The organism is Kitasatospora sp. NPDC001664, from assembly GCF_053596675.1.
In genome coordinates this window covers 222222-244040 of record NZ_JBSFGS010000005.1, presented here as the reverse complement: position 1 = coordinate 244040, position 21819 = coordinate 222222, and the positions used below count along the sequence as shown (strand labels likewise).

The following is a 21819-nucleotide window of genomic DNA, read 5'->3' as shown; positions in this document are numbered from 1 at the left end:
CGCGCGCGTCACGGATCGGTGCGCCGTGGCGCCGTCAGTGCGCCGCGACGGGCTCCGGGGCCTCGGGCGCACCGCTGGCCGGCTTCGGGGCCTCGGCGGTGTAGTCGGACTTGCTGGTCTCGTCGACGCCCTCGGGGGCCTTGAGGGCCTTGAACACCAGGGTGAGCACCACGGCGACCAGCACGTTGAGCACGAAGGCGGTCAGACCGATGTAGCCGATCTCGCCGACGCCGGGGATCTCGGCCGAGCTGCCGCCGAAGTGCTTGGTGGCGGCGGAGGAGACCCCGTAGGCCTTCCAGGTGCCGTAGACCATGCCGGCCGCCCAGCCCGCCAGCAGCGCCCAGCGGTGGAACCACCGGGTGAACAGGCCGCCGACGATGGAGACGAAGGTCTGCAGGATCCAGATGCCGCCCAGCAGCTGGAGGTTGATGGCGAACTGCTTGTCCATCAGCAGCACGAAGGCCAGCGCGCCGACCTTCACCAGCAGCGAGGCGATCTTGGCGACCTTGGTCTCGTCCGCCGGGGTGGCGCCGGGCTTCAGGTACTCCTTGTAGATGTTGCGGGTGAAGAGGTTGGCCGCGGCGATCGACATGATGGCGGCCGGGACCAGCGCGCCGATGCCGATCGCGGCGAAGGCCACGCCGGTGAACCAGTCCGGGAACATGTTCTCGAACAGCTGCGGCACCGAGAGCTGCGGGTTGAAGCCCTTCACGCCCTTGCCGACGCCCGCCGCGATGGCCATGAAGCCGAGCAGCGCGAGCAGTCCGAGCATCAGCGAGTAGGCGGGCATGATGGCCATGTTCCGGCGCACCGTGTTGCGGGACTTGGAGGCCAGCACGCCGGTCACCGAGTGCGGGTACATGAAGAGCGCCAGCGCCGAGCCGAAGGCCAGGGTCGCGTACGTCCACTGCGCCTTGGGGCCGGTGATCAGCGAGCCGACCGGCTTGCCGGTGGCCGGGTTGACGGTGGAGAACTTCTGCGCCGCCGAGTCGAAGATGGCGCCGTAGCCGCCGAGCCGCATCGGGATGTAGATCACCGCGACGATGATCACCAGGTACACCAGGGTGTCCTTGACGAAGGCGATCAGCGCCGGGGCGCGCAGGCCCGAGGAGTAGGTGTACGCGGCCAGCACCGCGAAGGCCAGGAAGAGCGGCAGGTCCTTGACGAACCAGTTGGCGTCCGCGCTGCCGCCGACCCCGAGCACGTCCAGCACCGCCTGGATGCCGACCAGCTGGAGCGCGATGTACGGCATGGTGGCCAGGATGCCGGTGAGGGCGACCACCAGCGACAGGCCCTTGGAGCCGTACCGGCCCTTCACGAAGTCCGCCGGGGTGACGTAGCCGTGCACCCGGGAGACCGACCAGAGCCGGGGGAGGAAGAGGAAGACCAGCGGGTAGGCCACGATCGTGTAGGGCACCGCGAAGAAGCCCGCCGCGCCCGCGCCGTAGACCAGCGCCGGGACGGCCACGAAGGTGTAGGCGGTGTAGAGGTCGCCGCCGAGCAGGAACCAGGTGACCCAGGTGCCGAAGCTGCGGCCGCCGAGGCCCCACTCGTCCAGGTGCAGCGCGTCGTCGGCCCGGCGCCAGCGCGAGGCCAGGAAGCCCATCACGGTGACCAGGACGAAGAACAGCAGGAAGACCGTCAGCGCGGTCCAGTTGACCCCGGTGTGGCTCATGCGGACGCACCCTTCTCGAAGGAGGGCCCCGCGGCGGCCTTGCGGGCCTGCTCGTCACGGCGCAGCAGCAGGTAGGCCGCGACGGTGAAGACCGCCGAGAGCGGCACCCAGGCCAGCTGGTACCAGTAGAAGAACGGCACCCCGGCGATCTCGGGGGTGGCCTTGGTGTACGAGGACACCCAGAGCATCGCGACGACGGGCAGCAGCAGGCAGATCCCGGCGAGCACCCGCGCGGGGGTGACCACCGGGAGCTGCCGCGCCCCAGTGCTTTCTGACGACATGTAAGCGGCTCCTGATGAGGGGTCACCTCATGCGCCGCAACGCACGGGTATCCGCACGCCCGCCGAGCAGCACCCGGGTGATCGACTGTCAGGCGCCATCTTGGGCCCTGGCGTGACGCGTGTCACCACCCCGGTGGGAACTTTTCGGATAGCGGACGGAACCGCTCCTACTCCGTCAGGAGGCGGGTCGCTGGAGCCTGGTGATGAACTTGTAGCGGTCGCCGCGGTAGATCGAGCGGACCCATTCGACCGGGGCGCCCTCGGCGTCGAAGGAGTGCCGGGAGAGCTGGAGCATCGGCAGTCCGAGGTCGGAGCCGAGCAGGCCGGCCTCGCGCGGGTCGGCCAGGGTGGTCTCGATGGTCTCCTCGGCCTCGGCGACGGTGACGCCGTAGACCTCGCGCAGTGCGGTGTAGAGGGAGTTGTGCTTGGCGAGGTTGCGCCGCAGGGCGGGGAAGCGCTTGGCGGAGAGGTGGGCCACCTCGATCGCCATCGGGTCGCCGTTGGCGAGGCGCAGGCGCTCGATCCGCAGCACCCGGCCGCCGGGCTTGATGTCCAGGAGCGGGGCCAGCCGGTCGTCGGCGCTGATGTAGCCGATCTCGATCAGGCGGGAGGTGGGCTCCAGACCCTGGGCCCGCATGTCCTCCGTGTAGGAGGTGAGCTGGAGGGCCTGGGCAACCTTGGGCTTGGCCACGAAGGTGCCCTTGCCCTGGATGCGCTCCAGCCGGCCCTCGACCACCAGCTCCTGCAGGGCCTGGCGGACGGTGGTGCGGGAGGTGTCGAACTGGGCGGCCAGCGCGCGCTCCGGCGGGACGGGGGTGCCGGCCGGCTGGGTCTCGGTGAGCTGGAGCAGGTGGCGCTTGAGTCCGTAGTACTTGGGGACGCGCGCGGTCGGGTCGGCCGCCGACTGCGTCGGCAGGCTCTGGGCCTCGGGTTCGGTCACCTGGGCCGTGGTGCCCCCGTCGCTGCTCATTCGGCCGTATCTCCCGCTCCTGGCGGCGCCTTCCCAGGCCCCGCCTCGTCCGTTAACGGCACACATCGTTGCACGTATGGCCTGTCAACGGGGAGCTCATCACACGATGAACGATGAGCGGTGTCGGCTTGATAACGGGTGGTCCGGTTTGCTCGGGGAGCCGTTGACACGCCCATTGGTCTAGGCCAAGCTCCAGACATCTGGTCTACACCACTGAGACCAACTCTGAATTCCCCAACCCCGTCCCAAGGGTTCGCGACACCATTCCTGCCGAAATGCACGGGTATGTCGCCTGCCCCCGGTGGGGGCAACCCGGGCATCCCTCAGGAGGATGGCGTGAAGCGTCAGCTCATCGCGGCGGTCGGCGTCGCAGCAATGGTCGTCGGTCTCGCGGCTTGTGGTTCGGACTCCAAGCCCGCCGGCGGCGACAAGGCGGAGGCCGCCCCCACCAGCCTCACCGTGTGGCTGACCGTCGACGCCCAGCAGAACTGGCCGGAGCTGGTCAAGGCCGCCGACGACGCGATCGTCGCGAAGTACCCCGGCATCAAGGTCAACCACGAGTACTACGGCTGGAAGGACAAGAACACCAAGTTCGACTCCGTCCTCGCCACCGACTCGGTGCCGGACGTCGTCGAGATGGGCAACACCGAGATGCTGCCCTACATGATCAAGGGCGCGCTGGCCCCGCTGGACGTCGCGAAGTTCGAGAACAGCTCCGCCTGGCTCGACGGCCTCAAGGCCTCCGCCACGTACAACGGCAAGACCTACGGTGTCCCCTACTACGCCGGTGCCCGCGTGGCCACCTGGCGCAAGGACATCGCCGCCGACGCCGGCGTGACCGCCGCGCCGACCACCTACGCCGAGCTCACCGCGGCGCTGGACAAGATCCAGGCCAAGCAGGGCGACAAGTTCTCCGCCTGGTACCAGCCGTCCCGTGACTGGTACGCCGCGATGTCCTTCGTGGCCGACGCCGGTGGCGCCATCGCCAAGCAGGACGGCGACAAGTGGAAGGCCTCGCTCTCCTCCCCGGAGGCGATCAAGGGTCTGACCGCGTGGAAGGACGCCGTCGGCAAGTACATGAAGGGCGACCTGACCAAGGACGACGCGGACCGCTACATCGTCTACGGCCTGGGCCAGTCCAACATGATCTACGGCGCCGGCTGGGAGGGTGGCTCCGCCGCCGACCCGAAGTTCGACAAGACCGGTGGCAAGCTCAAGGACAACCTGGTCTCCTTCGTGATGCCCGGCCCGTCCGGCAAGAACCTCTCCACCTTCCTGGGTGGTTCGGACCTCGCCGTCCCGGTGAAGTCGAAGGCCAAGACCGCCGCCGCCGAGTGGATCAACGCCTTCACCAACACCAAGGCGCAGGAGAGCCTGATCAAGGCCGGCAACCTGCCGAACAACAAGACCCAGCTCGGCCCCCTGAAGGCCGACCCGAAGACCGCGGCCACCGCCACCGCGGCCGAGATCAGCTGGTTCGTCCCGACCGCGCCGGGCTGGCTGCAGGTCGAGAAGGCGAACATCCTGCAGAACGCCCTGCAGGACATCGCCCAGGGCAAGAAGACGGTCGAGGCCGCCGCGAAGGACGCGGACACCGCGATCGACGCCGTCATCAACAAGGCCTGATCACCCGTCAGCCCGTCGGCCCCCTCAGCAACCGAGGGGGCCGGCGGGCCACGGCCGTGAGGCCCCCATCTCCATGCACGACCAGGCGTAGTTGAGGAGCACGTGATGAGTGCCGACACATCCACCGCGAAGGTGCCGCCGAAGCGGCCCTCATCATCCGTGGGCACGCCCGCCTCCGGCAGAGCCGCCAAGCCGCCGCGCGGCGGCCGGATGGGCACCGCTGCGGCCCCGTGGCTGCTGCTGGCGCCCACCATGGTCGTGCTGGCGGTCGTCCTCGGCTACCCCCTGGTCCGGCTGGTCACGCTGTCGTTCCAGGACTTCGGGCAGTCCCAGCTCTGGGGCTTCATCCCCACCGAGTGGGTCGGCTTCAAGAACTTCACCACCGTGCTCGGCGACTCGGTCTTCTGGGACGTCGTGGTCCGCACCATCCTCTTCACGGTCGGCGCGGTGGTCTTCACCATGATCGTCGGCATGCTGATCGCGATGCTGCTGGTCCGGGTCTCCGGCTGGGTGAAGACGCTGATCAACATCGCCCTGGTGGCGAGCTGGGCGATGCCCATCGTGGTCGCCGTCACCGTCTTCAAGTGGATGTTCGACAGCGACTACGGCGTCGTCAACTGGCTGCTCACCAAGGTCGGCCTGGACTTCGAGAAGCACAACTGGTTCATCGACTCCACCCAGGGCTTCACCATCATCATGGCCCTGGTGGTCTGGGGTGCGGTCCCGTTCGTGGCGATCACCCTGCACGCCGGTCTCACCCAGGTCCCCAAGGAGCTGGAGGAGGCGGCCCGGATGGACGGCGCCGGTGCCTTCAAGGTCTTCCGCTACGTCACCGTGCCGGTGCTCAAGCCCATCATCGTCATGCTGGCCACCCTCTCCGTGATCTGGGACATGGGCGTCTTCGCCCAGGTCTTCCTGATGCGCGGCGGCCACCCCGAGCCCGAGTACCAGCTGCTCACCACCTACTCCTACGACAAGGCGTTCGTGGTCAACGACTACTCGATGGGCTCCGCCATCGCCCTGCTGACCGTTCTGCTGCTGCTCGGCGTGATCGCCGTCTACATGCGCCAGATGCTGAAGATTGGAGAGGTGGAGTGACGATGACCGACACCGCCGCACCCGCCGCGTCCGAGCAGCCCGTCGCCCCGGCCCCGGCCGCCAAGCCCAAGAAGGTCAAGGAGAAGGCCCCCAAGGGGCGCCCGCTCTACAACCTGCTCGGCGTCATCACCGCCGTGGTCATGGGCTTCCCGGTCTACTGGATGGTCAACACGGCGCTCAAGCCGTCCAAGGACGCCATCTCCACCGACCCGAAGTTCCTGCCGTTCCCGCTCTCGCTGGAGAACTTCAAGCGCGCGCTGGAGGTCTCCGACTTCTGGGGCCCGGTCACCCGCTCGCTGATCATCGCCGGCTCCACCGTGGCCATCGGCCTGGTGGTCGGCCTGCTCGCCGCGCTCGCCATCTCCCGCTTCGCCTTCCGCGGCCGCAAGGTGGTCATCGTCGGCATCCTGACGGTCCAGATGGTCCCGCTGGTCGCGATGATCATCCCGGTCTTCCTGCTGCTGAACGACCTGGGCCAGTACAACAAGCTCTCCGGCATCATCCTGACCTACCTCACCTTCGTGCTCCCCTTCACGGTGTGGACCCTGCGCGGCTTCATCGTGAACATCCCGAAGGAGCTCGAGGAGTCGGCCATGGTGGACGGCTGCACCCGCACCGGGGCGTTCGTCCGGGTGGTCTTCCCGCTGCTGGCCCCCGGCATGGTGGCCACCGCGATCTACGGCTTCATCCAGGCCTGGAACGAGTACCTCTACGCGCTCCAGCTGCTCAGCCAGACCAACACCACCGCGACGGTGTGGCTCGGCAACTTCACCACCACCCGCGGCACCGAGTACGCCCCGATGATGGCCGGCTCCACGATGATGGCCATCCCCGTGGTGATCTTCTTCCTCCTGGTGCAGCGCCGGATCGCCTCCGGTCTCACCGCCGGCGCCGTGAAGGGCTGAGCCGATGAGCATCCTGACCCCCGCCGTGACCGGCAGCGACCAGCTCCACCGGGACGCCCTGACGGTCCTGCAGCCCGGCTTCGTGGGCACCGCCACCCCGCCGGACTGGGTGCGCCGGCACCTGGCCGACGGCCTCGGCTCGGTCGCCCTGTTCGGCCGCAACGTGATCGACCTCAAGCAGCTGGCGGAGCTCACCGCCCAGCTGCGCGCGGAGAACCCGGACCTGCTCATCGCCATCGACGAGGAGGGCGGCGACGTCACCCGGATCGAGGCCCCGTCCGGCTCCTCCTGGCCGGGCAACCTCGCGCTCGGCGCGATCGACGACACGGCCCTCACCGAGAACGTCGCCCGCGAGCTGGCCCGGGCCCTGGTGGCCTGCGGCATCAACCACAACTGGGCGCCCTCGGCCGACGTCAACTCCGACCCGCGCAACCCGGTGATCGGCGTGCGCTCCTTCGGCGACGACCCCGAGCTCTGCGCCCGCCACACCGCGGCCTGGGTCACCGGCCTGCAGTCGGCCGGCGTGGCCGCCTGCGCCAAGCACTTCCCCGGGCACGGGGACACCGCGATCGACTCGCACCTGGGCCTGCCGGTGGTCGACGTCGACGTGGACCTGCTGCGCTCCCGCGACCTGCCGCCCTTCCTGGCCGCGATCGAGGCCGGTGCCAAGTCCGTGATGACCGCTCACATCATGGTCCCGGCACTGGACCCGGCCCTGCCCGCCACCCTCAGCCGCTCGGTCCTCACCGACCTGTTGCGCGGTCAGATGGGTTACCAGGGCCTGATCGTGACCGACGGGATCGAGATGGGCGCCATCTCGGACACCTACGGGATGGGCAACGGCACGGTGCGGGCGCTCGCGGCCGGCGCCGACGCGATCTGCGTCGGCGGCGGCCACGACGACGAGGAGACGGTGCTCCACCTGCGCGACGCCATCGTCGAGGGCGTCCGCTCCGGCGAGCTCGCCGAGGAGCGGCTGGCGGACGCGGCCCAGCGGGTCCGCGCGCTCGGCTCCTGGGCCCGGATCGAGGCCCAGGCCGGCCAGTCCGACCCGGAGCTGGCGATCGGCCTGCGGGCCGCCCGCCGGGCCCTGAAGGTGGTCCGCGCCCCGGGCCGCCCGTTCACCCCGGTGACGGAGCGTCCGTTCGTCGCCTCGCTCTCCGCCGAGCCCAACTTCGCGGTCGGCTACGAGACCCCGTGGGGCGTCTCGGCCATGCTGGCCGACCGCTTCCCGGGCACCGAGGCCGCGAGCGTCGGCCCCGAGGACGCCACCCCGGAGGCGCTGGCGGCCACCGCCGACCGCCTGCTGGCCGGCGCCGAGGGCCGCAGCCTGGTCCTGGTGGTCCGCGACGAGCACCGCTACCCGTGGATGACGGCGCTCCTGACGAGGCTCCTGGCGGCCCGTCCGGACGCCGCGGTGGTCGAGATGGGCGTCCCCCAGGCCAAGCCCGCCGGAGCCCTGTACGTGGCCACCCACGGCGCCGCACGGGTCTGCGGACTGGCGGCCGTCGAGGTGCTCACCGGCCGGTGAGTCGAATGCAATTGACGTAACGTCAACAAAAAGCCCCCGGAAGAATTCCTTCCGGGGGCTTTTTCCGTGTTCGCGACAAGAATTCTGACGGATCATCAGGCTGCCTTAACGGAGCATTAAGGGAACCCTATGTGCCTGACCGGCAACGCATCGCACACGACTCACAACAGGTCTGCAACGTCCGTCACTTGGACACCCGGAATCCGTTGACACCGGCTTTGGTCTAGGCCAGTCTCCAGCAATCCGGTCTAAACCACAGCTTGGGCCGGGATCGATTCCAGGAGGATGGCGTGAACCGTCGGCTCATGGCGGCGTTCGGCGTCGCTGCACTGCTCGCGAGCACGGCTGCCTGCGGGAGCGGCGGTGGTTCGGGTGCCAAGAGTGGCGGTCCGAGCAGCGCGGACCCGAAGGCGATGACCGGCAGCGTCACCATCTGGCTGATGAACGAGGCCCAGCAGAACTGGCCCGAGCTGGTCCAGCAGGTCAACGACGAGTTCGCGGCCAAGTACCCCAAGATCGACCTCAAGCTGAGCTACCAGACCTGGGCCGACAAGATCACCAAGCTGGACGCGGCGCTGGCCGGCCAGACCGAGGTGCCGGACGTGGTCGAACTCGGCAACACCGAGACCATGAAGTACATCCTGAACAATTCCCTGGCCACGGTGGACAAGGCGAGCTACGACAACTCCGACACCTGGATCAAGGGCCTGGTCAAGACCTGCGAGTACCAGGACAAGCTCTACTGCGTCCCGTACTACGCGGGCGCCCGGGTCGGCATCTACAACACCGCCGCGTTCCAGGAAGCCACCGGCAGCGCCGACTTCCCGGCCACCGAGGACGAGCTGCGGGTCGCGCTCGACAAGGTGGCGGCCAAGCGCAAGGGCGACAAGACCTACTCGGCGCTCTACCTGCCCGGCCCGTACTGGTACGCCGCGATGTCCTACGTCGAGGCCTACGGCGGCACCATCGCCCGCTTCGACTCCACCGGCAAGTGGCACGGCTCGCTGCACGACGCCAAGTCCCAGCAGGGCGTCCAGCACTTCGTCGACCTGGTGAAGAAGTACAACAACGGCGACCTGACCGTGAACGAGCTCAACCAGTCCGGCGTGCTCGGCAAGCAGAAGACCGCGATGCTCTACGGCAACGGCTGGGAGATCGGCACCGCCACCGCCCCGGTCGGCGGCAACCCCGCGCTCAAGGACGTGCTCAAGGTGGTCGGCATGCCCGGCCCCAACGGCAAGCCGCTGCCCTCCTTCATCGGCGGCTCGGACCTGGCGGTCACCGCCAAGTCGCCGAACCAGGACGCGGCCAAGGACTGGATCCGGATGTTCACCAGCGCCAAGTCGCAGCAGGTGCTGGTCGACAAGGACACCCTGCCGAACAACCTGACCCAGCTCGCCCCGCTGAAGTCCAAGCCCGCCACGGCGGCGGCGGCCAACGCGGTGCCGAACGCCTGGTTCACCCCGCTGGCCCCCGGCTGGGGCGCGATCGAGAAGCAGAACGTGCTGGTGACCATGCTCACCGACATCCTCAAGGGCGGTAAGTCGGTCGACCAGGCCACCCAGGAGGCCGACGCCAAGATCGACCAGCTGATCAACCAGCCGTCCTGACGCACCGACGTCCTGAAGCACCGACGTCCTGAAGCACCGACGTCCTGAAGCACCGAATTCCTGACGCACCGCCAGGGCCGCCGTCCGCGCTCCACCGGACGGCGGCCCTCCGCGTGCCCGGGCCGCCGACGCTCCGTAGGCTCACCAGCGGGAAGTCCGAGGGGGGCCGACCGAGCCGGAGGCAGCGTCAGATGTCCGTCGCCGAAGGGCCCGGCCGCATCATGGCGGCGGAGACGGCCGAGCAGCCCGCCGTGCTCCGCCGGATCCTCGACGAGGGCGCCCCGGGGATCGCCGCCATCGCGGCCGAGATCGCCGCCCGCCGCCCGAGGTTCGTGCTGCTGACCGCGCGCGGCACCTCGGACAACGCCGCGCTGTACGCCAAGTACCTGGTGGAGATCCTGCTCGGCCGCCCGGCCGGGCTCAGCTCGATGTCCACCGTCACCGCCTACGGGGCGCGCCCCGACCTCACCGACGTGCTGGTGGTGACGGTCAGCCAGTCCGGCGGCTCGCCCGACCTGGTGGCCTCCACCATCGCGGCCCGGGAGGCCGGGGCCGTCACCCTGGCCGTCACCAACAACGCGGGCTCGCCGCTCGCCGAGCTCTCCGAGTTCCACGTGGACGTGCTGGCCGGGCCCGAGCGGGCCCTGCCGGCCACCAAGACCTACACCGCCGAACTGCTGACCCTCTACCTGCTGGTGCGGGGCCTGCGCGGCGAGGGCGGGGAGGCCGCCGAGGGGCTCCCGGAGCTGGCCGAGCAGGTGCTCGGGCGGCGGGACGAGGTGCGGGCGCTGGCCGAGCGCTACCGCTTCGCCCAGCGGCTGGTGCTCACCTCGCGCGGCTACGGCTACCCGACCGCCCGGGAGGCCGCGCTCAAGCTGATGGAGACCAGCTACATCCCGGCCTCGGCCTTCTCCGGCGCCGACCTGCTGCACGGGCCGCTGGCGATGGTGGACAACGTCTCACCGGTGATCGCGGTGGTGCCGGAGGGCAAGGGCGGCGAGGCGCTCCAGCCGGTGCTGGACCGGCTGCGGGGCCGCGGCGCGGACCTGGTGGTGTTCGGCGGCGAGGAGCAGGTGGCGGCCGCCTCGGCAGGGTTCGTGCTGCCGTCCGGGGTGCCGGAGGAGCTGCAGCCGGTGCTGGAGATCCTGCCGCTGCAGCAGCTGGCCCACGAGGTGGCCGTGGCCCGCGGGCAGGACCCGGACGCGCCGCGGGCGCTGGCCAAGTGACGGGGCGCGGGGGAGCAGCCGCCGGCGGGGGAGGGGCCGCGGGCGAGGGATGGGCCGACAGGGCCCGGGAAGCACTACGGGCCACGGCGCCGACACAGGACCCTCAACCTGTGCGGCACCGCAGCCCGGAGCTGTCGTCGGTCGCTCCACTGGGCCGGAGACTGTGCGGGGTCGCCGGTCCGGAGCGTCCGACCGAGGAGGCACCGCGCGCGGTCAGGGCAGTTGCGCGGGGGGTGTCTCCTTGGTGCTCTTCCATTGTGGACTAGACCAATCCTGGTTGTCCAGAGAGCTCCCGCGATCGGTGCCGACCGCTCCGGGAGGCCCCCGCCGGGCAGCTCCGGATACGCTCGCCCTGTGCCCTCGCTGAACGAACTCGTCCGCCGCCACACCACCCTGACGGGTGCCGACGTGGAGTGGCTGCACATGCTGGTCTCGGAGTGGCAGCTGCTCTCCGACCTCTCCTTCGCCGACCTGGTGCTCTGGATCCCCACCTGGGACGGCATCCGCTACGTCTCGGTGGCCCAGATGCGGCCCAACACGGGCCCCACCTCCTACCAGGACGACATGGTCGGCCACCTGGTGCCCCGGGGCCGCCGGCCGCTGCTGGACGCCGCCTACGACGAGGGGCGGATCGTCCGCGAGGGCGATCCGGAGTGGCGCGAGGAAGTGCCCGTCCGGGTGGAGTCCATCCCGGTCCGCCGGGAGGGCCGGGTGCTCGGGGTGATCGCCCGCAACACCAACCTGCTGACCGTCCGCACGCCCAGCCGGCTGGAGCTCACCTACCTGCAGTCCGCCTCCGACCTGGCCCAGATGATCGCGGCCGGCAGCTTCCCCTACCCGGGCGTCGAGCAGGCCGACATGGACGCCGCCCCCCGGGTCGGCGACGGCCTGATCCGGCTGGACGCCGACGGCATCGTCACCTACGCCAGCCCCAACGCGCTCTCCGCGTACCACCGCCTGGGCCTCACCACCGACCTGGTCGGCAGTCATCTGGGCCGCGCCACCGCCGAGTTGGTGCCGCCCTCGCGCGGCGCGGTGCACGAGGCCCTGGTCAAGCTGGCCAGCGGCTGGGCGCCGCGGCAGACCGAGGTCGAGGCCCAGGGCGGCGTGGTCACCCTGCGGGCCATCCCGCTCAAGCCGAAGGGGACGCTCACCGGCTCGCTGGTGCTCTGCCGGGACGTCACCGAACTCCGGCGCCGTGACCGGGAGTTGATGACCAAGGACGCGACCATCCGGGAGATCCACCACCGGGTGAAGAACAACCTCCAGACGGTGGCCGCGCTGCTGCGGCTGCAGGCCCGGCGGATGGACTCGGAGTCCGGGCGGGCCGCGCTGGACGAGGCGGTGCGGCGGGTCGGCTCGATCGCCATCGTGCACGAGACGCTCTCGCAGGGGCTGGACGAGGCGGTGGCCTTCGACGAGATCGCCGACCGGGTGCTGGCCATGGTGATGGAGCTCTCCCAGGACGGGCGGGTGGCCACCCGGCGCAGCGGCTCCTTCGGCATCCTCTCGGCGGAGATGGCCACGCCGCTGGCGATGGTGCTCACCGAACTGCTGCAGAACGCGCTGGAGCACGCCTTCGGCCCGAGCGCCGGGGGCAACCTGGAGGTCAGCGCGCTCCGCGGGCGGGCGCCGGCCACCGGCAAGGGCTGGTCGGACAGTTGGAACACCGGGGCCAAGCCGGAGGAGTACCTGCTGATCACCGTGCAGGACGACGGCACCGGCATGCCGGAGGGCTTCGACCCGCAGAGCTCGGGGAACCTCGGGCTGCAGATCGTCCGGACCCTGGCCACCAACGAGCTCGGCGGGAGCTTCGACATGGTGGCGGCGCCGGACGGGGGGACCAAGGTGATCCTGGAGATCCCGGTCCGCTGAGCCGCCGGAGGCACCCGGGCCCGCGAACCGAAGGGCCGCGCCGGTGCCGAAAGGGAGGAGCGAGGGAGCGAGGAACGAGCGAGGGAGCGACGACCGTCGGCGCCGGCACGAGCGGCCCGAAGGTGAGCGGGCCCAAAAGAAACGAGGCCCTGTCGACCGGGGGGGTGGGTCGACAGGGCCTCTCAACCCGTTCCGGCCGTCGGGGGGAGTCGGCCGGAACGGGGGCTCTGTGGTGTCGCGCGGCACTCGCTCGACGTGTTGCACACGGTGAGCGCCACAGCTCCACGGTATTGCTCTAAGTGAACAGTATCAAGTACCCGCAGTGCGGAAGGCCCGGCGCGCCGTACGGCGCTGCCTGACCCTTGATCGTTGGTTGATCAGGCGGGGCTGACGGTCACTCAGGCGGTGCGGGCGCGGTTGCGGGCGGCGCGGCGCTTCATCGCACGACGCTCGTCCTCGCTCATGCCGCCCCAGACGCCGGCGTCCTGGCCGGTCTCGAGCGCCCACTGGAGGCACTGCTCCATGACGGGGCAACGGCGGCACACGGCCTTGGCTTCCTCGATCTGCAGCAGAGCGGGGCCGGTGTTCCCGATGGGGAAGAACAGCTCCGGGTCCTCTTCGCGACAGACAGCGCGGTGGCGCCAGTCCATGTTCGTCCAACTCCTCCGGTCGGCAGGCTGTGGCCCGCGCGACGCAATCGATGGTGGCTTGTGAATGTGAACGCTTTCACGAATCCCGCGACAGCAAAAGGGACCAAAGGCCCCGTGGGGCCTGGGAGGTCTGTGCTGGAGGGGGTTCGGGCTATCAAGGGAGCTTGTCGCGGTATGTCCCGCTGCGACGTGTCCCGATCGCCATGTAGAGGTTCGCAAACCTCGGGCTCGGATACAACCCCCTTCGGCTGGAAATTTTTGATTCTTCGGTGTCGCCTAGCTCACAGCCCGTACTTCTATGGGGTGAAGGGGGCTTGTGCGTTCGAGAAGAAGGGCAACGGGCCCTTCTGGTCACACAATCACACGCAGTGCCCGCCGAACGCCTGTGAAACTGACGCGACTCCTGTCTCCAAGGTGGTCCCCGTCGACCTGAAACGGGGCCGGTTCCTGTGAAACCAAGGTGAAGTGTCGGACGTCGTGGTAGGAGACGAGGTGCTTGCCCGTAGGGCCGGACGGCCCTGTGCGGCCTTCCGAAGTCGTGTGCGAACGCAGAATCTGACGCACCGTTCGAGCCGTGCCGAACGCGGTCATTCGAGTGATGCCGAAGATGTCCAGGTCGGTGTCGAAGGACGCGGAGGGGGAGGGGAAGACCGGCCGGCTGCCCAGGAAGGTCCAGGGCGAGGTGTTGCTGACTATGGCCAGGACGAGGCCCGGGACCGGTTCCCGGCCGTTGATTTCCAGGCTGATGGGGCCGTTGCGGCGATGATCACGCTCGGTGACGAAGTGCCGGAGCGCCTGGCTCACGTAGAGCGCGTGGGTGGACTTCTTCCCGGCCCGCCGCTGGGCCTCCACCCGGCCCACCACGCCGGCGTCGAAGCCGAGGCCCGCGGTGAAGGTGAACCAGCGGTCGGGGAGGCCCTCGGACATCGCCTTGCCCAGGCTGACCGCGCGCTCGCGGCGGTGCTCCAGGGCGTCCAGCAGGGCGCCGGTGGCCTCGACCGGGTCGTTCGGCAGGCCGAGGGTGCGGGCGAAGACGTTGGTCGAGCCGCCCGGGACGACGGCCAGCCGGGGCACCCGATCGGAGGGGCCGTGCGCGAGCAGCCCGTTGACGATCTCGTTGACCGTGCCGTCGCCGCCCAGCGAGACCACCAGGTCGAAGCCGCGCTCGGCGGCCCCCTCGGCCAGGTCGCGGGCGTGGCCCCGGTACTCCGTGTGGGCCACCTCCAGGCGGAGATCGCTGCGCAGGGCGTGGATCAGCACGTCGCGGGTGCGTCCACTGGTGGTGGTCGCCTTCGGGTTCACGACCAGGAGAGCGCGCATGGCGCTCAGCCTACGGGTCGGGGTGCGAACCGCTGCGGCTACCCTGCTGGAGTGACCACCGATTCCATGACCACCAGCCCTGCCCGGCCCACCGCGCTCGTCGTCGGCGCCGCGATCACCGCGCTGGAGGGTGCGGCGCTGGCCGGCTGGGGCCTCTACGACGTGATCGCCGGGTTCTTCTGGGACTCCCCGGCGCTGGGCCGCAGCGAGTTCGGCGGGGTGATCCTGCTGCTGCTGGGCCTGCAGCCGCTGCTGGCCGGGCGGGCCCTGCTGCGGCTGCGCCGCTGGGGTCGCACGCCGGCCGTGCTGACCAACTCGATCTGCCTGCCGGTCGCCTACTACATGTGGCAGAACGGCGGCGCGATGCAGGTGCTCGGCGTGGTGATCGGCGTCGTCGGCCTGATCGGCATCGGCGCGCTGCTCAACCCGAAGGTGACGGCGGTGCTCTACGCGCAGCAGAGCACCGCCGAGGGGTCCTGACGGAGGACGGGCCCCGAGGGTCCGTCACTCCTCGACGAGGAGCTTCTCCCGGAGCTGGGCCAGGGTGCGGGCCAGCAGCCGGGAGACGTGCATCTGGGAGATGCCGACCTCGGCCGCGATCTGGGACTGCGTCATGTTCCGGAAGAACCGCAGCACCAGGATCTTCTGCTCCCGGGGCGGGAGTTGGGCCAGCAGCGGCTTGAGCGACTCGCGGTACTCGACTCCCTCCAGCGCCTCGTCGGTGGCGCCCAGGGTGTCGGCCACCGCGGGGGACTCGTCGTCGCTGTCCGGCACGTCGAGGGAGAGGGTGGAGTAGGCGTTGGCCGACTCCAGGCCCTCCAGCACGTCCTCCTCGGAGATGCCGAGGTGCTCGGCCAGCTCGTGCACCGTGGGGGAGCGGCCGTGCCGCTGGGAGAGCTCGCTGGTCGCCGTGGTGAGCGAGAGTCTGAGCTCCTGGAGGCGGCGCGGGACGCGGACCGCCCAGCCCTTGTCCCGGAAGTGGCGCTTGATCTCGCCGACGATGGTCGGGGTCGCGTAGGTGGAGAACTCCACCCCGCGCTCGTGGTCGAAGCGGTCCACCGACTTGATCAGACCGATGGTGGCGACCTGGGTCAGGTCGTCCAGCGGCTCGCCGCGGTTGCGGAAGCGGCGGGCCAGGTGCTCGACCAGCGGGATGTGCATCCGGACCAGCTGGTTGCGCAGCTCGACCCGCTCGGGCGAACCCTCCGGCAGCTCCGCCAGCCGGACGAAGAGCGCCCGCGCGGCCTCGCGGTCCGGCGCGCCGGAACGGTGTGCCTGGGCCGGGACGGCTCCGGCGACCGGCGGGCGCACCGGCGAGGCGGGCGGCTGGTCGTTCGTCGGGTCTGTCGGCTGGGTCATCCGATGGTTGTCCTTCGGGTGCACGTCGGCGGGGTCGGATCGGGCAGGGGTCGGGGCGGCGGCGCTCGGCTGGGCCGGCACGGTCACCTCTGCGGTGGCGGCCGGGCCCGGGCCCATGCCTGTGCGGTCGAGATCACTCACGGCGGTCACCCGTTCCGTTCCGGGAGCACTTCACTGAGGGTCGTACCGCGCTGCGGTACGGGGAGCCGTACGCGCGGCCCGGCCGCGCGCACGGCTTCGCGAGTGGCCTCACACCGCGACCGGTGCTCCGCCGCGCTTCTTGTGCAGGCTGATGCTCACGGTGTTGTCCGCGCCGACCGTGGACTCCACCTCACCGGCCAGTGCGGAGAGCACCGTCCAGGCGAAGGTGTCCCGCTCGGGGGCCCGGCCGTCGGTGGTCGGGGCCGCCACGGTGACCCGGAGCGAGTCACCGACCAGGCGGAACTCGCAGCTCAGCACGGAGCCCGGGACAGCCTGCTGGAGCAGGATGGCGCAGGCTTCGTCCACCGCGATCCGGAGGTCCTCGATCTCGTCGAGGGTGAAGTCCAAACGGGCCGCGAGACCGGCCGTCGCCGTTCGCAGCACCGAGAGGTACGCCCCCGCCGCGGGCAGCCGGACTTCGACGAAGTCCTTCACTCCGGGATCGCCGTCGATCTGGGACACCCTCACCTCCTGGGTGACGCGCGGTGCTTGCGGCCGGGAGGCCGCGGCACTTCCTGTTGCTCGGTTCAACTGCTCAGCCCCAACTGTGAAGAGGGGTGGTGCGGTACGTACCGGTCATACCCATACGGGAGAGGTCGGAACGCCGCGCATCCGCCCGAGACGTTACCGCGCCGGACCGACGCTTGTCGCGATCCCCGACGTCAGTCACGGGAACGGGCGAAGGAGTTCGAACTGCCGTGGCAGGCACGGGGCTCCGCTACTCGGCGCCGAGGGCGGCCAGCGCGTCGCCGCTGAGCCGGTGCACGGTCCACTCGTCCATGCCCACCGCGCCCAGCGAGGTGTAGAAGCCGATGGCCGGCTCGTTCCAGTCCAGCACGGTCCACTCCAGGCGGGAGTAGCCGTTGCGCACGCAGATCCGGGCCAGCTCGGTGAGCAGGGCCTTGCCGTGGCCGCCGCCGCGGGCGGTGGGGCGGACGTAGAGGTCCTCCAGGTAGACCCCGTGGGTGCCGCGCCAGGTGGAGAAGTTCCGGAACCAGAGGGCGAAGCCGACCGCCTCGCCGCCGTCCTCCTCGGCGATCAGGCCGAAGACGGCGGGGTTCGCGCCGAACAGCGACTCGCGCAGCTGCTCCTCGGTGGCCACGGCCTCGTCGGGGGCCTTCTCGTACTCCGCCAGTTCGCGGATCAGGTCGAGGATCAGGGGGACGTCGGACGGCGTTGCTTCGCGGATCATACGGCGAGCCTACTCGGGCGGCCGGGGATCGCGGCTGTGAGTTTCCCGTGGCCGGACGTGCCGGTGCCCCGGCCGTTCCGTCGGGAACGACCGGGGCACCGGTGGTGGAGCGTCAGGCCTTCTTGGTCTCCCAGAAGATGCTGTCGATCTCCGCGATCAGGTCCAGCAGGGCCTGGCCGGTGGCCGGGTCGGTGGACGCCTTGGCGGCCGAGGCCGCCTTGCCCGCGTTGTTGAACAGCTCGTGCAGCTGCGGGTACTTCTCGAAGTGCGGGGCCTTGAAGTAGTCGGTGTGCAGCACCGAGAGGTGGTGCTTGACCAGCTCGGCCCGCTCCTCCTTGATGACGATGGCGCGGGCCCGGAAGACCGCGTCCTCGTTGGCCTGGTACTTCTCCTGGGTGGCCTTGACCGACTCGGCCTCGATCCGGGCCTGGGCCGGGTCGTACACGCCGCAGGGCAGGTCGCAGTGGGCGTGCGCGGTGACGCGCGAAGTGAACAGACGCATTGGGGAGTCCCTTCTGAAATCGTCTTCCCGCGCCAGAGATTACCCTTCGGTCCTGGGTTTGGCCGGACGGAGGGTGCATGACGGACCGACAGCAGCGCGACGGGCTACTGCCGTTCGGGGTGGCGCTGGTCGCCGGGCCCTCGATGCGTCCCACCCTTCGGGACGGCGACCGGGTGCTGGTCCGGTACGGCGCGGCGCTGCGCCCCGGGCGGGTCGCACTCTTCGAACATCCCCGGCACCCGGGCCTGCTGGTGCTCAAACGGGCCGTGGAGCGGCGCCCGGAGGGCTGGTGGATGGTCTCCGACAACCCCTTCGTGGAGACCGACAGCCGTCAGTACGGAGCGGTGCCCGAGGAGTTGATCCTCGGTCAGGTGCTCTGCCGGCTGGGGTGGCCGCGCCGCCAGGGCCCGGCTCAGCCCGCCGCGGCCGCCTGACGGGCCTCCTCGCGCTTGCGGGCGCGGTAGGCGGCCACGTTGGCCCGGGTGGCGCAGCGGTCGGAGCAGTAGCGCCGGGAGCGGTTGGTGGAGGTGTCCAGGTAGGAGTTGCGGCACGGCGCGGCCTGGCAGATGCCGAGCCGGTCGGCGCCCAGCTCGGTGAGGTGGATGGCCAGGCCCATGCAGGCCACCGCGGTGAAGTTGGCGGCGGCGGTCGGCGCGTTGTCGGCCAGGTGCAGGTGCCAGCGCGGGCGGCCGGCGTCGTCCAGGTAGTCGTGGCCGGAGACCAGCGGGCTGACGGGGTACTCCACCAGCAGGCTGTTCAGCAGGTCCACCCCGCGCACCTCGTCGCCCTCGGCCGCGGCCTCGAAGACCCCGCGCAGCCTGGTCCGCACCGCGCGCAGCCGCGGCAGGTCGCTCTCGTCCGCCAGCCGGGCCGCCTGCGAGGAGGGGCCGAACAGCGAGCGCACGGCCTCGACCGAGGTCAGCGAGTCGGTGCCCCGGTCGGGCTCCTCGCTGTTCACCAGGCGAACGGCGAAGTTGGCGTACGCGGCGAGCTCCACGGTTGGTCCTTCCAGGGCCGGTAACGGGTGAGCTGCTCCTAGGGTATTACCTCGGTGAACGGAAAGGGGAGCCCCGGTGAGCCGGAAGGGCTCACCGGGGCTCCCCGGGGGCGCGCCGCGTCAGAGCACGCGGGACAGGAAGGCGCGGGTGCGCTCGTGCTGCGGGTTGGTCAGCACCTCGCGCGGGTGGCCGGACTCGACCACCACGCCGCCGTCCATGAAGACCAGCGCGTCGCCGACCTCGCGGGCGAAGCCCATCTCGTGGGTGACCACGATCATGGTCATCCCGTCCCGGGCCAGCTGGCGCATGACGTCGAGGACGTCGCCGACCAGCTCCGGGTCGAGCGCCGAGGTGGGCTCGTCGAAGAGCATCAGCTTGGGCTCCATGGCCAGGGCCCGGGCGATCGCCACCCGCTGCTGCTGGCCGCCGGAGAGCTGGGAGGGGTAGTTGCCGGCCTTGTCGGCCAGCCCGACCCGGGCCAGCAGCTCCAGGCCCTGGGTCCTCGCCTCGGCCTTGCTCCGGTTCTTCACCTGGACCGGAGCCTCGATCACGTTCTCCAGCGCGGTCATGTGCGGGAAGAGGTTGAAGCGCTGGAACACCATGCCGATGTCCCGCCGCTGGAGGGCGACCTCACTGTCCTTCAGCTCGTAGAGCTTGTCGCCCTTCTGCCGGTAGCCGACCAGCTTGCCGTCCACCCAGAGGCGCCCGGCGTTGATCTGCTCCAGGTGGTTGATGCACCGCAGGAAGGTGGACTTGCCGGAGCCGGACGGACCGACAAGGCAGAACACCTCGCCCTGCTTGACCTCGAGGTCGATGCCCTTGAGCACCTCGACCGGGCCGTAGGACTTGCGCACGCCCTCGGCGCGGACCAGCGGCTGGTTCGTGGCGGGCTTGTCGAAGGAGGTCATCGGGCACGCCCCAGGGAGGTCAGGTTGGCCTTGATCTTCTGCAGCGGGGTGGCCGGCAGGTTGCGGGAGGAGCCCTTGGCGTAGTGCCGCTCCAGGTAGTACTGGCCGATGCTGAACACCGTGGTGAGCACCAGGTACCAGAAGGAGACGACGAAGAGCAGCTCCATCACGGCGAGGTTGTTGGTGTAGACGTCCTTCGCCTTGGTCATCAGCTCGGGGTAGGTCACCACGTACGCCAGCGAGGAGGTCTTCAGCATGTTGATGAACTCGTTGCCGCTGGGCGGCACGATCACCCGCATGGCCTGCGGCAGCACGACCCGGTACATGGTCTTCACCCGGGACATGCCGAGCGCGTGGGCGGCCTCGGTCTGCCCCTCGTCGACCGACTGGATGCCGGCCCGGACGATCTCCGCCATGTAGGCGCCCTCGTTGATGCCGAGGCCCAGCAGGGCCGCGACGAACGGGGTGATCACCGTGTTGGTGTCCTGGCCGAACATGGTCGGGAAGATCAGGGCGAGGTTCCACCAGAGCAGCAGCTGGACCAGCACCGGCGTGCCGCGGAACAGCCAGATGTAGCCCCAGGCCACGGTCGAGGTGACCGGGTTGTGGGAGAGCCGCATGACCGCGGCGAGCACGCCGAGCAGCAGGCCGAGGGCCATCGAGCAGACGCTGATCAGCAGCGTGTGCCAGGCACCCAGGAGGGTGTCCGACTTGAACAGGTACTCACCGGTGGTGGACCAGGTGATGTTGCCCTGGGAGAAGGCGTAGACGAGCCAGGCGAGCAGGGCGATCACCACGACGGCGGAGATCCAGCGGCCGTAGTGCCGGACCGGGATCGCCTTGATCACGTGGTGCGCCGGGACCGTGCCCGGCTCGGAGGAGGGGGTACTCATGCGGAGGGCCTCTCGGGCGTGGCGAGGGGGTGGAACGGAGCCGGGCCCGCGCTGTGGTGCGGGCCCGGGCTGACGACGGGTCAGGAACCGCCGTTGACCGTCACGGAGTCCACCGCGCCGAGCTTCACGTTGTACTTGTCGAGGATCTTGGCGTACTCGCCGTTGGCGATCAGGGCCTCCAGGCCGGCCTTGACGGCGTCGCGGAGCTGGGCGTTCTCCTTGGAGACGCCGATGCCGTACAGGCCCGGGTCGATCTGCTCGCCGACCACCTCGAAGTCCTTGCCGCCGCCCGAGGTCTGCGCGTTGTACGCGGCCACCGGGTAGTCGTTCAGGTCGGCCACCGCGGCGCCGGACTTCAGCTTGAGCAGGGCCTCACCGTCGTGCTCGTAGCCCTGGATGGTGATCTCGGCCTTGCCCGCCGCCTTGCACTTGTCGGACTGCGCCTTGGCGGTGTCCTCGTTGACGGTGGCCTTCTGCAGCGCCACGGTCTGGCCGCACAGGTCCTCCAGGGTCTTGATGCCCTTCGGGTTGCCCTTCTGGACCAGGATCGAGGTGCCGGCCTTGAAGTAGTCGACGAAGTCGACGCCCTTGCCCTGGCGCTCCTTGTTGTCGGTCATCGCCGACATGATCAGGTCGATCCGCTTGGTGGAGAGCGAGGTGATCAGGGTGTCGAAACCGGCGTCCTGGATCTGGAACTTGACGCCCAGCTGCTTGGCCAGCGCGTCGGCCAGGTCCGGGTCGATACCGGTGATCTTGCCACCGTCCTTGAACTCCACCGGCGCGTACGCGACCTCGGAGCCGACCTTGACGACACCGGCCTTCTGGATGTCGGCCGGGAGCTTCGAGTACAGCGGGGCCGAGGAGCCGGCCGCCGAGGTGTCGTCCTTCTTGTCGTCGCCGCAGGCGGTGAGCACCAGCGAGGCGGTCGCGATCAGGGCACCGGCGGCGAGGAGGCGGGTGCGCGGGTTACGGACGGTCATGGGGGGAGTCTCCTCCTGT

The 21819-nt window shown here is 70.1% G+C and carries 22 protein-coding genes; 9 read left to right on the top strand and 13 right to left on the bottom strand.

Going from position 1 to position 21819, the window contains the following annotated elements; translation table 11 throughout:
• Nucleotides 1-34: 34 nt before the first annotated feature.
• From mctP to ACWCYY_RS09880, 3 genes are all read right to left on the bottom strand, one after another.
• Complete coding sequence (mctP, locus tag ACWCYY_RS09890) at nt 35-1675, bottom strand: monocarboxylate uptake permease MctP (RefSeq protein ID WP_345290010.1); 1641 nt, start codon at nt 1673-1675, stop codon at nt 35-37.
• Nucleotides 1672-1956 carry a DUF3311 domain-containing protein gene (locus tag ACWCYY_RS09885; RefSeq protein WP_345290011.1) on the bottom strand — a complete coding sequence of 95 codons (285 nt, stop codon included), beginning with the start codon at nt 1954-1956 and terminating at the stop codon, nt 1672-1674. Before ACWCYY_RS09885 ends, mctP begins: the two co-directional genes overlap by 4 nt.
• 175 nt (nt 1957-2131) lie before the next feature.
• Nucleotides 2132-2926 (bottom strand): GntR family transcriptional regulator, encoded by a 795-nt coding sequence (locus tag ACWCYY_RS09880; RefSeq protein ID WP_345290013.1) that lies wholly within the window; start codon nt 2924-2926, stop codon nt 2132-2134.
• A 336-nt stretch (nt 2927-3262) separates the two neighbouring features.
• Between ACWCYY_RS09880 and ACWCYY_RS09875 the strand changes: the two genes are divergently transcribed.
• From ACWCYY_RS09875 to ACWCYY_RS09845, 7 genes are all read left to right on the top strand, one after another.
• Nucleotides 3263-4552: an extracellular solute-binding protein gene (locus ACWCYY_RS09875; protein ID WP_345290014.1), complete on the top strand. Its 1290-nt coding sequence runs from the start codon at nt 3263-3265 to the stop codon at nt 4550-4552.
• Between the two features lie 102 nt (nt 4553-4654).
• Nucleotides 4655-5650, top strand: coding sequence for a carbohydrate ABC transporter permease (locus ACWCYY_RS09870; RefSeq protein ID WP_345290015.1), 996 nt, complete (start codon nt 4655-4657; stop codon nt 5648-5650).
• A 140-nt stretch (nt 5651-5790) separates the two neighbouring features.
• Entirely contained in the window at nt 5791-6555 is a 765-nt protein-coding gene (locus tag ACWCYY_RS09865) for a carbohydrate ABC transporter permease (protein WP_345290242.1), read from the top strand.
• 4 nt (nt 6556-6559) lie between these two features.
• A complete protein-coding gene (locus tag ACWCYY_RS09860) occupies nt 6560-8086 on the top strand; it encodes a glycoside hydrolase family 3 protein (RefSeq protein ID WP_345290016.1) in 1527 nt (508 codons plus the stop codon).
• Nucleotides 8087-8376: 290 nt separating this feature from the next.
• The gene (locus ACWCYY_RS09855) at nt 8377-9696 is read left to right on the top strand and encodes an extracellular solute-binding protein (protein WP_345290017.1); all 1320 of its coding nucleotides are present in this window, start codon (nt 8377-8379) and stop codon (nt 9694-9696) included.
• 191 nt (nt 9697-9887) lie between these two features.
• Nucleotides 9888-10922, top strand: a complete 1035-nt coding sequence (locus ACWCYY_RS09850) for an SIS domain-containing protein (RefSeq protein WP_345290018.1) — start codon at nt 9888-9890, stop codon at nt 10920-10922.
• Nucleotides 10923-11276: 354 nt separating this feature from the next.
• On the top strand, nt 11277-12797 hold the full coding sequence (locus ACWCYY_RS09845; protein ID WP_449795617.1) for a sensor histidine kinase: 1521 nt from the start codon (nt 11277-11279) through the stop codon (nt 12795-12797).
• A 398-nt stretch (nt 12798-13195) separates the two neighbouring features.
• Here the strand turns inward: ACWCYY_RS09845 and ACWCYY_RS09840 are convergent, their stop codons facing one another.
• Both ACWCYY_RS09840 and ACWCYY_RS09835 read right to left on the bottom strand, forming a co-directional pair.
• Nucleotides 13196-13447, bottom strand: a complete 252-nt coding sequence (locus ACWCYY_RS09840; protein WP_014138019.1) for a WhiB family transcriptional regulator — start codon at nt 13445-13447, stop codon at nt 13196-13198.
• A gap of 351 nt (nt 13448-13798) precedes the next feature.
• Complete coding sequence (locus ACWCYY_RS09835) at nt 13799-14767, bottom strand: diacylglycerol/lipid kinase family protein (RefSeq protein ID WP_345290020.1); 969 nt, start codon at nt 14765-14767, stop codon at nt 13799-13801.
• A 66-nt stretch (nt 14768-14833) separates the two neighbouring features.
• On the opposite strand from ACWCYY_RS09835, the gene ACWCYY_RS09830 reads away from it, so the two are divergent.
• Entirely contained in the window at nt 14834-15247 is a 414-nt protein-coding gene (locus ACWCYY_RS09830) for a hypothetical protein (protein ID WP_449795616.1), read from the top strand.
• A 24-nt stretch (nt 15248-15271) separates the two neighbouring features.
• On the opposite strand, the gene ACWCYY_RS09825 is transcribed toward ACWCYY_RS09830, so the two are convergent.
• The 4 genes from ACWCYY_RS09825 to sodN all read right to left on the bottom strand — a co-directional run bounded on the left by ACWCYY_RS09825 (nt 15272) and on the right by sodN (nt 18021).
• The gene (locus ACWCYY_RS09825) at nt 15272-16126 is read right to left on the bottom strand and encodes an RNA polymerase sigma factor SigF (protein ID WP_345290022.1); all 855 of its coding nucleotides are present in this window, start codon (nt 16124-16126) and stop codon (nt 15272-15274) included.
• Nucleotides 16127-16375: 249 nt separating this feature from the next.
• Nucleotides 16376-16789 carry an ATP-binding protein gene (locus ACWCYY_RS09820; RefSeq protein WP_345290023.1) on the bottom strand — a complete coding sequence of 138 codons (414 nt, stop codon included), beginning with the start codon at nt 16787-16789 and terminating at the stop codon, nt 16376-16378.
• Between the two features lie 256 nt (nt 16790-17045).
• Nucleotides 17046-17519: a GNAT family N-acetyltransferase gene (locus tag ACWCYY_RS09815; protein ID WP_345290025.1), complete on the bottom strand. Its 474-nt coding sequence runs from the start codon at nt 17517-17519 to the stop codon at nt 17046-17048.
• Between the two features lie 112 nt (nt 17520-17631).
• A complete protein-coding gene (gene sodN, locus ACWCYY_RS09810) occupies nt 17632-18021 on the bottom strand; it encodes a superoxide dismutase, Ni (RefSeq protein WP_345290026.1) in 390 nt (129 codons plus the stop codon).
• Between the two features lie 77 nt (nt 18022-18098).
• Here sodN and sodX point away from each other — a divergent pair, with 77 nt between their 5' ends.
• On the top strand, nt 18099-18455 hold the full coding sequence (sodX, locus tag ACWCYY_RS09805; protein WP_345290027.1) for a nickel-type superoxide dismutase maturation protease: 357 nt from the start codon (nt 18099-18101) through the stop codon (nt 18453-18455).
• Here the strand turns inward: sodX and ACWCYY_RS09800 are convergent.
• The 4 genes from ACWCYY_RS09800 to ACWCYY_RS09785 all read right to left on the bottom strand — a co-directional run bounded on the left by ACWCYY_RS09800 (nt 18434) and on the right by ACWCYY_RS09785 (nt 21800).
• Nucleotides 18434-19018: a CGNR zinc finger domain-containing protein gene (locus ACWCYY_RS09800; protein WP_345290029.1), complete on the bottom strand. Its 585-nt coding sequence runs from the start codon at nt 19016-19018 to the stop codon at nt 18434-18436. The genes sodX and ACWCYY_RS09800 overlap by 22 nt on opposite strands.
• Nucleotides 19019-19138: 120 nt before the next feature.
• Complete coding sequence (locus ACWCYY_RS09795) at nt 19139-19927, bottom strand: amino acid ABC transporter ATP-binding protein (protein ID WP_449795615.1); 789 nt, start codon at nt 19925-19927, stop codon at nt 19139-19141.
• Nucleotides 19924-20820, bottom strand: coding sequence for an amino acid ABC transporter permease (locus tag ACWCYY_RS09790; protein WP_345290032.1), 897 nt, complete (start codon nt 20818-20820; stop codon nt 19924-19926). Before ACWCYY_RS09790 ends, ACWCYY_RS09795 begins: the two co-directional genes overlap by 4 nt.
• 80 nt (nt 20821-20900) lie before the next feature.
• Entirely contained in the window at nt 20901-21800 is a 900-nt protein-coding gene (locus tag ACWCYY_RS09785) for an ABC transporter substrate-binding protein (RefSeq protein ID WP_345290033.1), read from the bottom strand.
• Nucleotides 21801-21819 lie beyond the last annotated feature (19 nt).

Excerpts from the sequence above, each read along its gene's own strand:
- ACWCYY_RS09815 (WP_345290025.1), bottom strand. The coding sequence starts at position 17,519 with ATGATCCGCGAAGCAACGCCGTCCGACGTCCCCCTGATCCTCGACCTG.
- ACWCYY_RS09880 (WP_345290013.1), bottom strand. The coding sequence starts at position 2,926 with ATGAGCAGCGACGGGGGCACCACGGCCCAGGTGACCGAACCCGAGGCC.
- ACWCYY_RS09785 (WP_345290033.1), bottom strand. The coding sequence starts at position 21,800 with ATGACCGTCCGTAACCCGCGCACCCGCCTCCTCGCCGCCGGTGCCCTG.
- sodN (WP_345290026.1), bottom strand. The coding sequence starts at position 18,021 with ATGCGTCTGTTCACTTCGCGCGTCACCGCGCACGCCCACTGCGACCTG.
- ACWCYY_RS09830 (WP_449795616.1), top strand. The coding sequence starts at position 14,834 with ATGACCACCAGCCCTGCCCGGCCCACCGCGCTCGTCGTCGGCGCCGCG.
- ACWCYY_RS09865 (WP_345290242.1), top strand. The coding sequence starts at position 5,791 with ATGGGCTTCCCGGTCTACTGGATGGTCAACACGGCGCTCAAGCCGTCC.
- ACWCYY_RS09835 (WP_345290020.1), bottom strand. The coding sequence starts at position 14,767 with ATGCGCGCTCTCCTGGTCGTGAACCCGAAGGCGACCACCACCAGTGGA.
- ACWCYY_RS09790 (WP_345290032.1), bottom strand. The coding sequence starts at position 20,820 with ATGAGTACCCCCTCCTCCGAGCCGGGCACGGTCCCGGCGCACCACGTG.
- ACWCYY_RS09795 (WP_449795615.1), bottom strand. The coding sequence starts at position 19,927 with ATGACCTCCTTCGACAAGCCCGCCACGAACCAGCCGCTGGTCCGCGCC.
- ACWCYY_RS09885 (WP_345290011.1), bottom strand. The coding sequence starts at position 1,956 with ATGTCGTCAGAAAGCACTGGGGCGCGGCAGCTCCCGGTGGTCACCCCC.
- ACWCYY_RS09860 (WP_345290016.1), top strand. The coding sequence starts at position 6,560 with ATGAGCATCCTGACCCCCGCCGTGACCGGCAGCGACCAGCTCCACCGG.
- ACWCYY_RS09840 (WP_014138019.1), bottom strand. The coding sequence starts at position 13,447 with ATGGACTGGCGCCACCGCGCTGTCTGTCGCGAAGAGGACCCGGAGCTG.
- ACWCYY_RS09850 (WP_345290018.1), top strand. The coding sequence starts at position 9,888 with ATGTCCGTCGCCGAAGGGCCCGGCCGCATCATGGCGGCGGAGACGGCC.
- sodX (WP_345290027.1), top strand. The coding sequence starts at position 18,099 with ATGACGGACCGACAGCAGCGCGACGGGCTACTGCCGTTCGGGGTGGCG.
- ACWCYY_RS09825 (WP_345290022.1), bottom strand. The coding sequence starts at position 16,126 with ATGACCCAGCCGACAGACCCGACGAACGACCAGCCGCCCGCCTCGCCG.
- mctP (WP_345290010.1), bottom strand. The coding sequence starts at position 1,675 with ATGAGCCACACCGGGGTCAACTGGACCGCGCTGACGGTCTTCCTGCTG.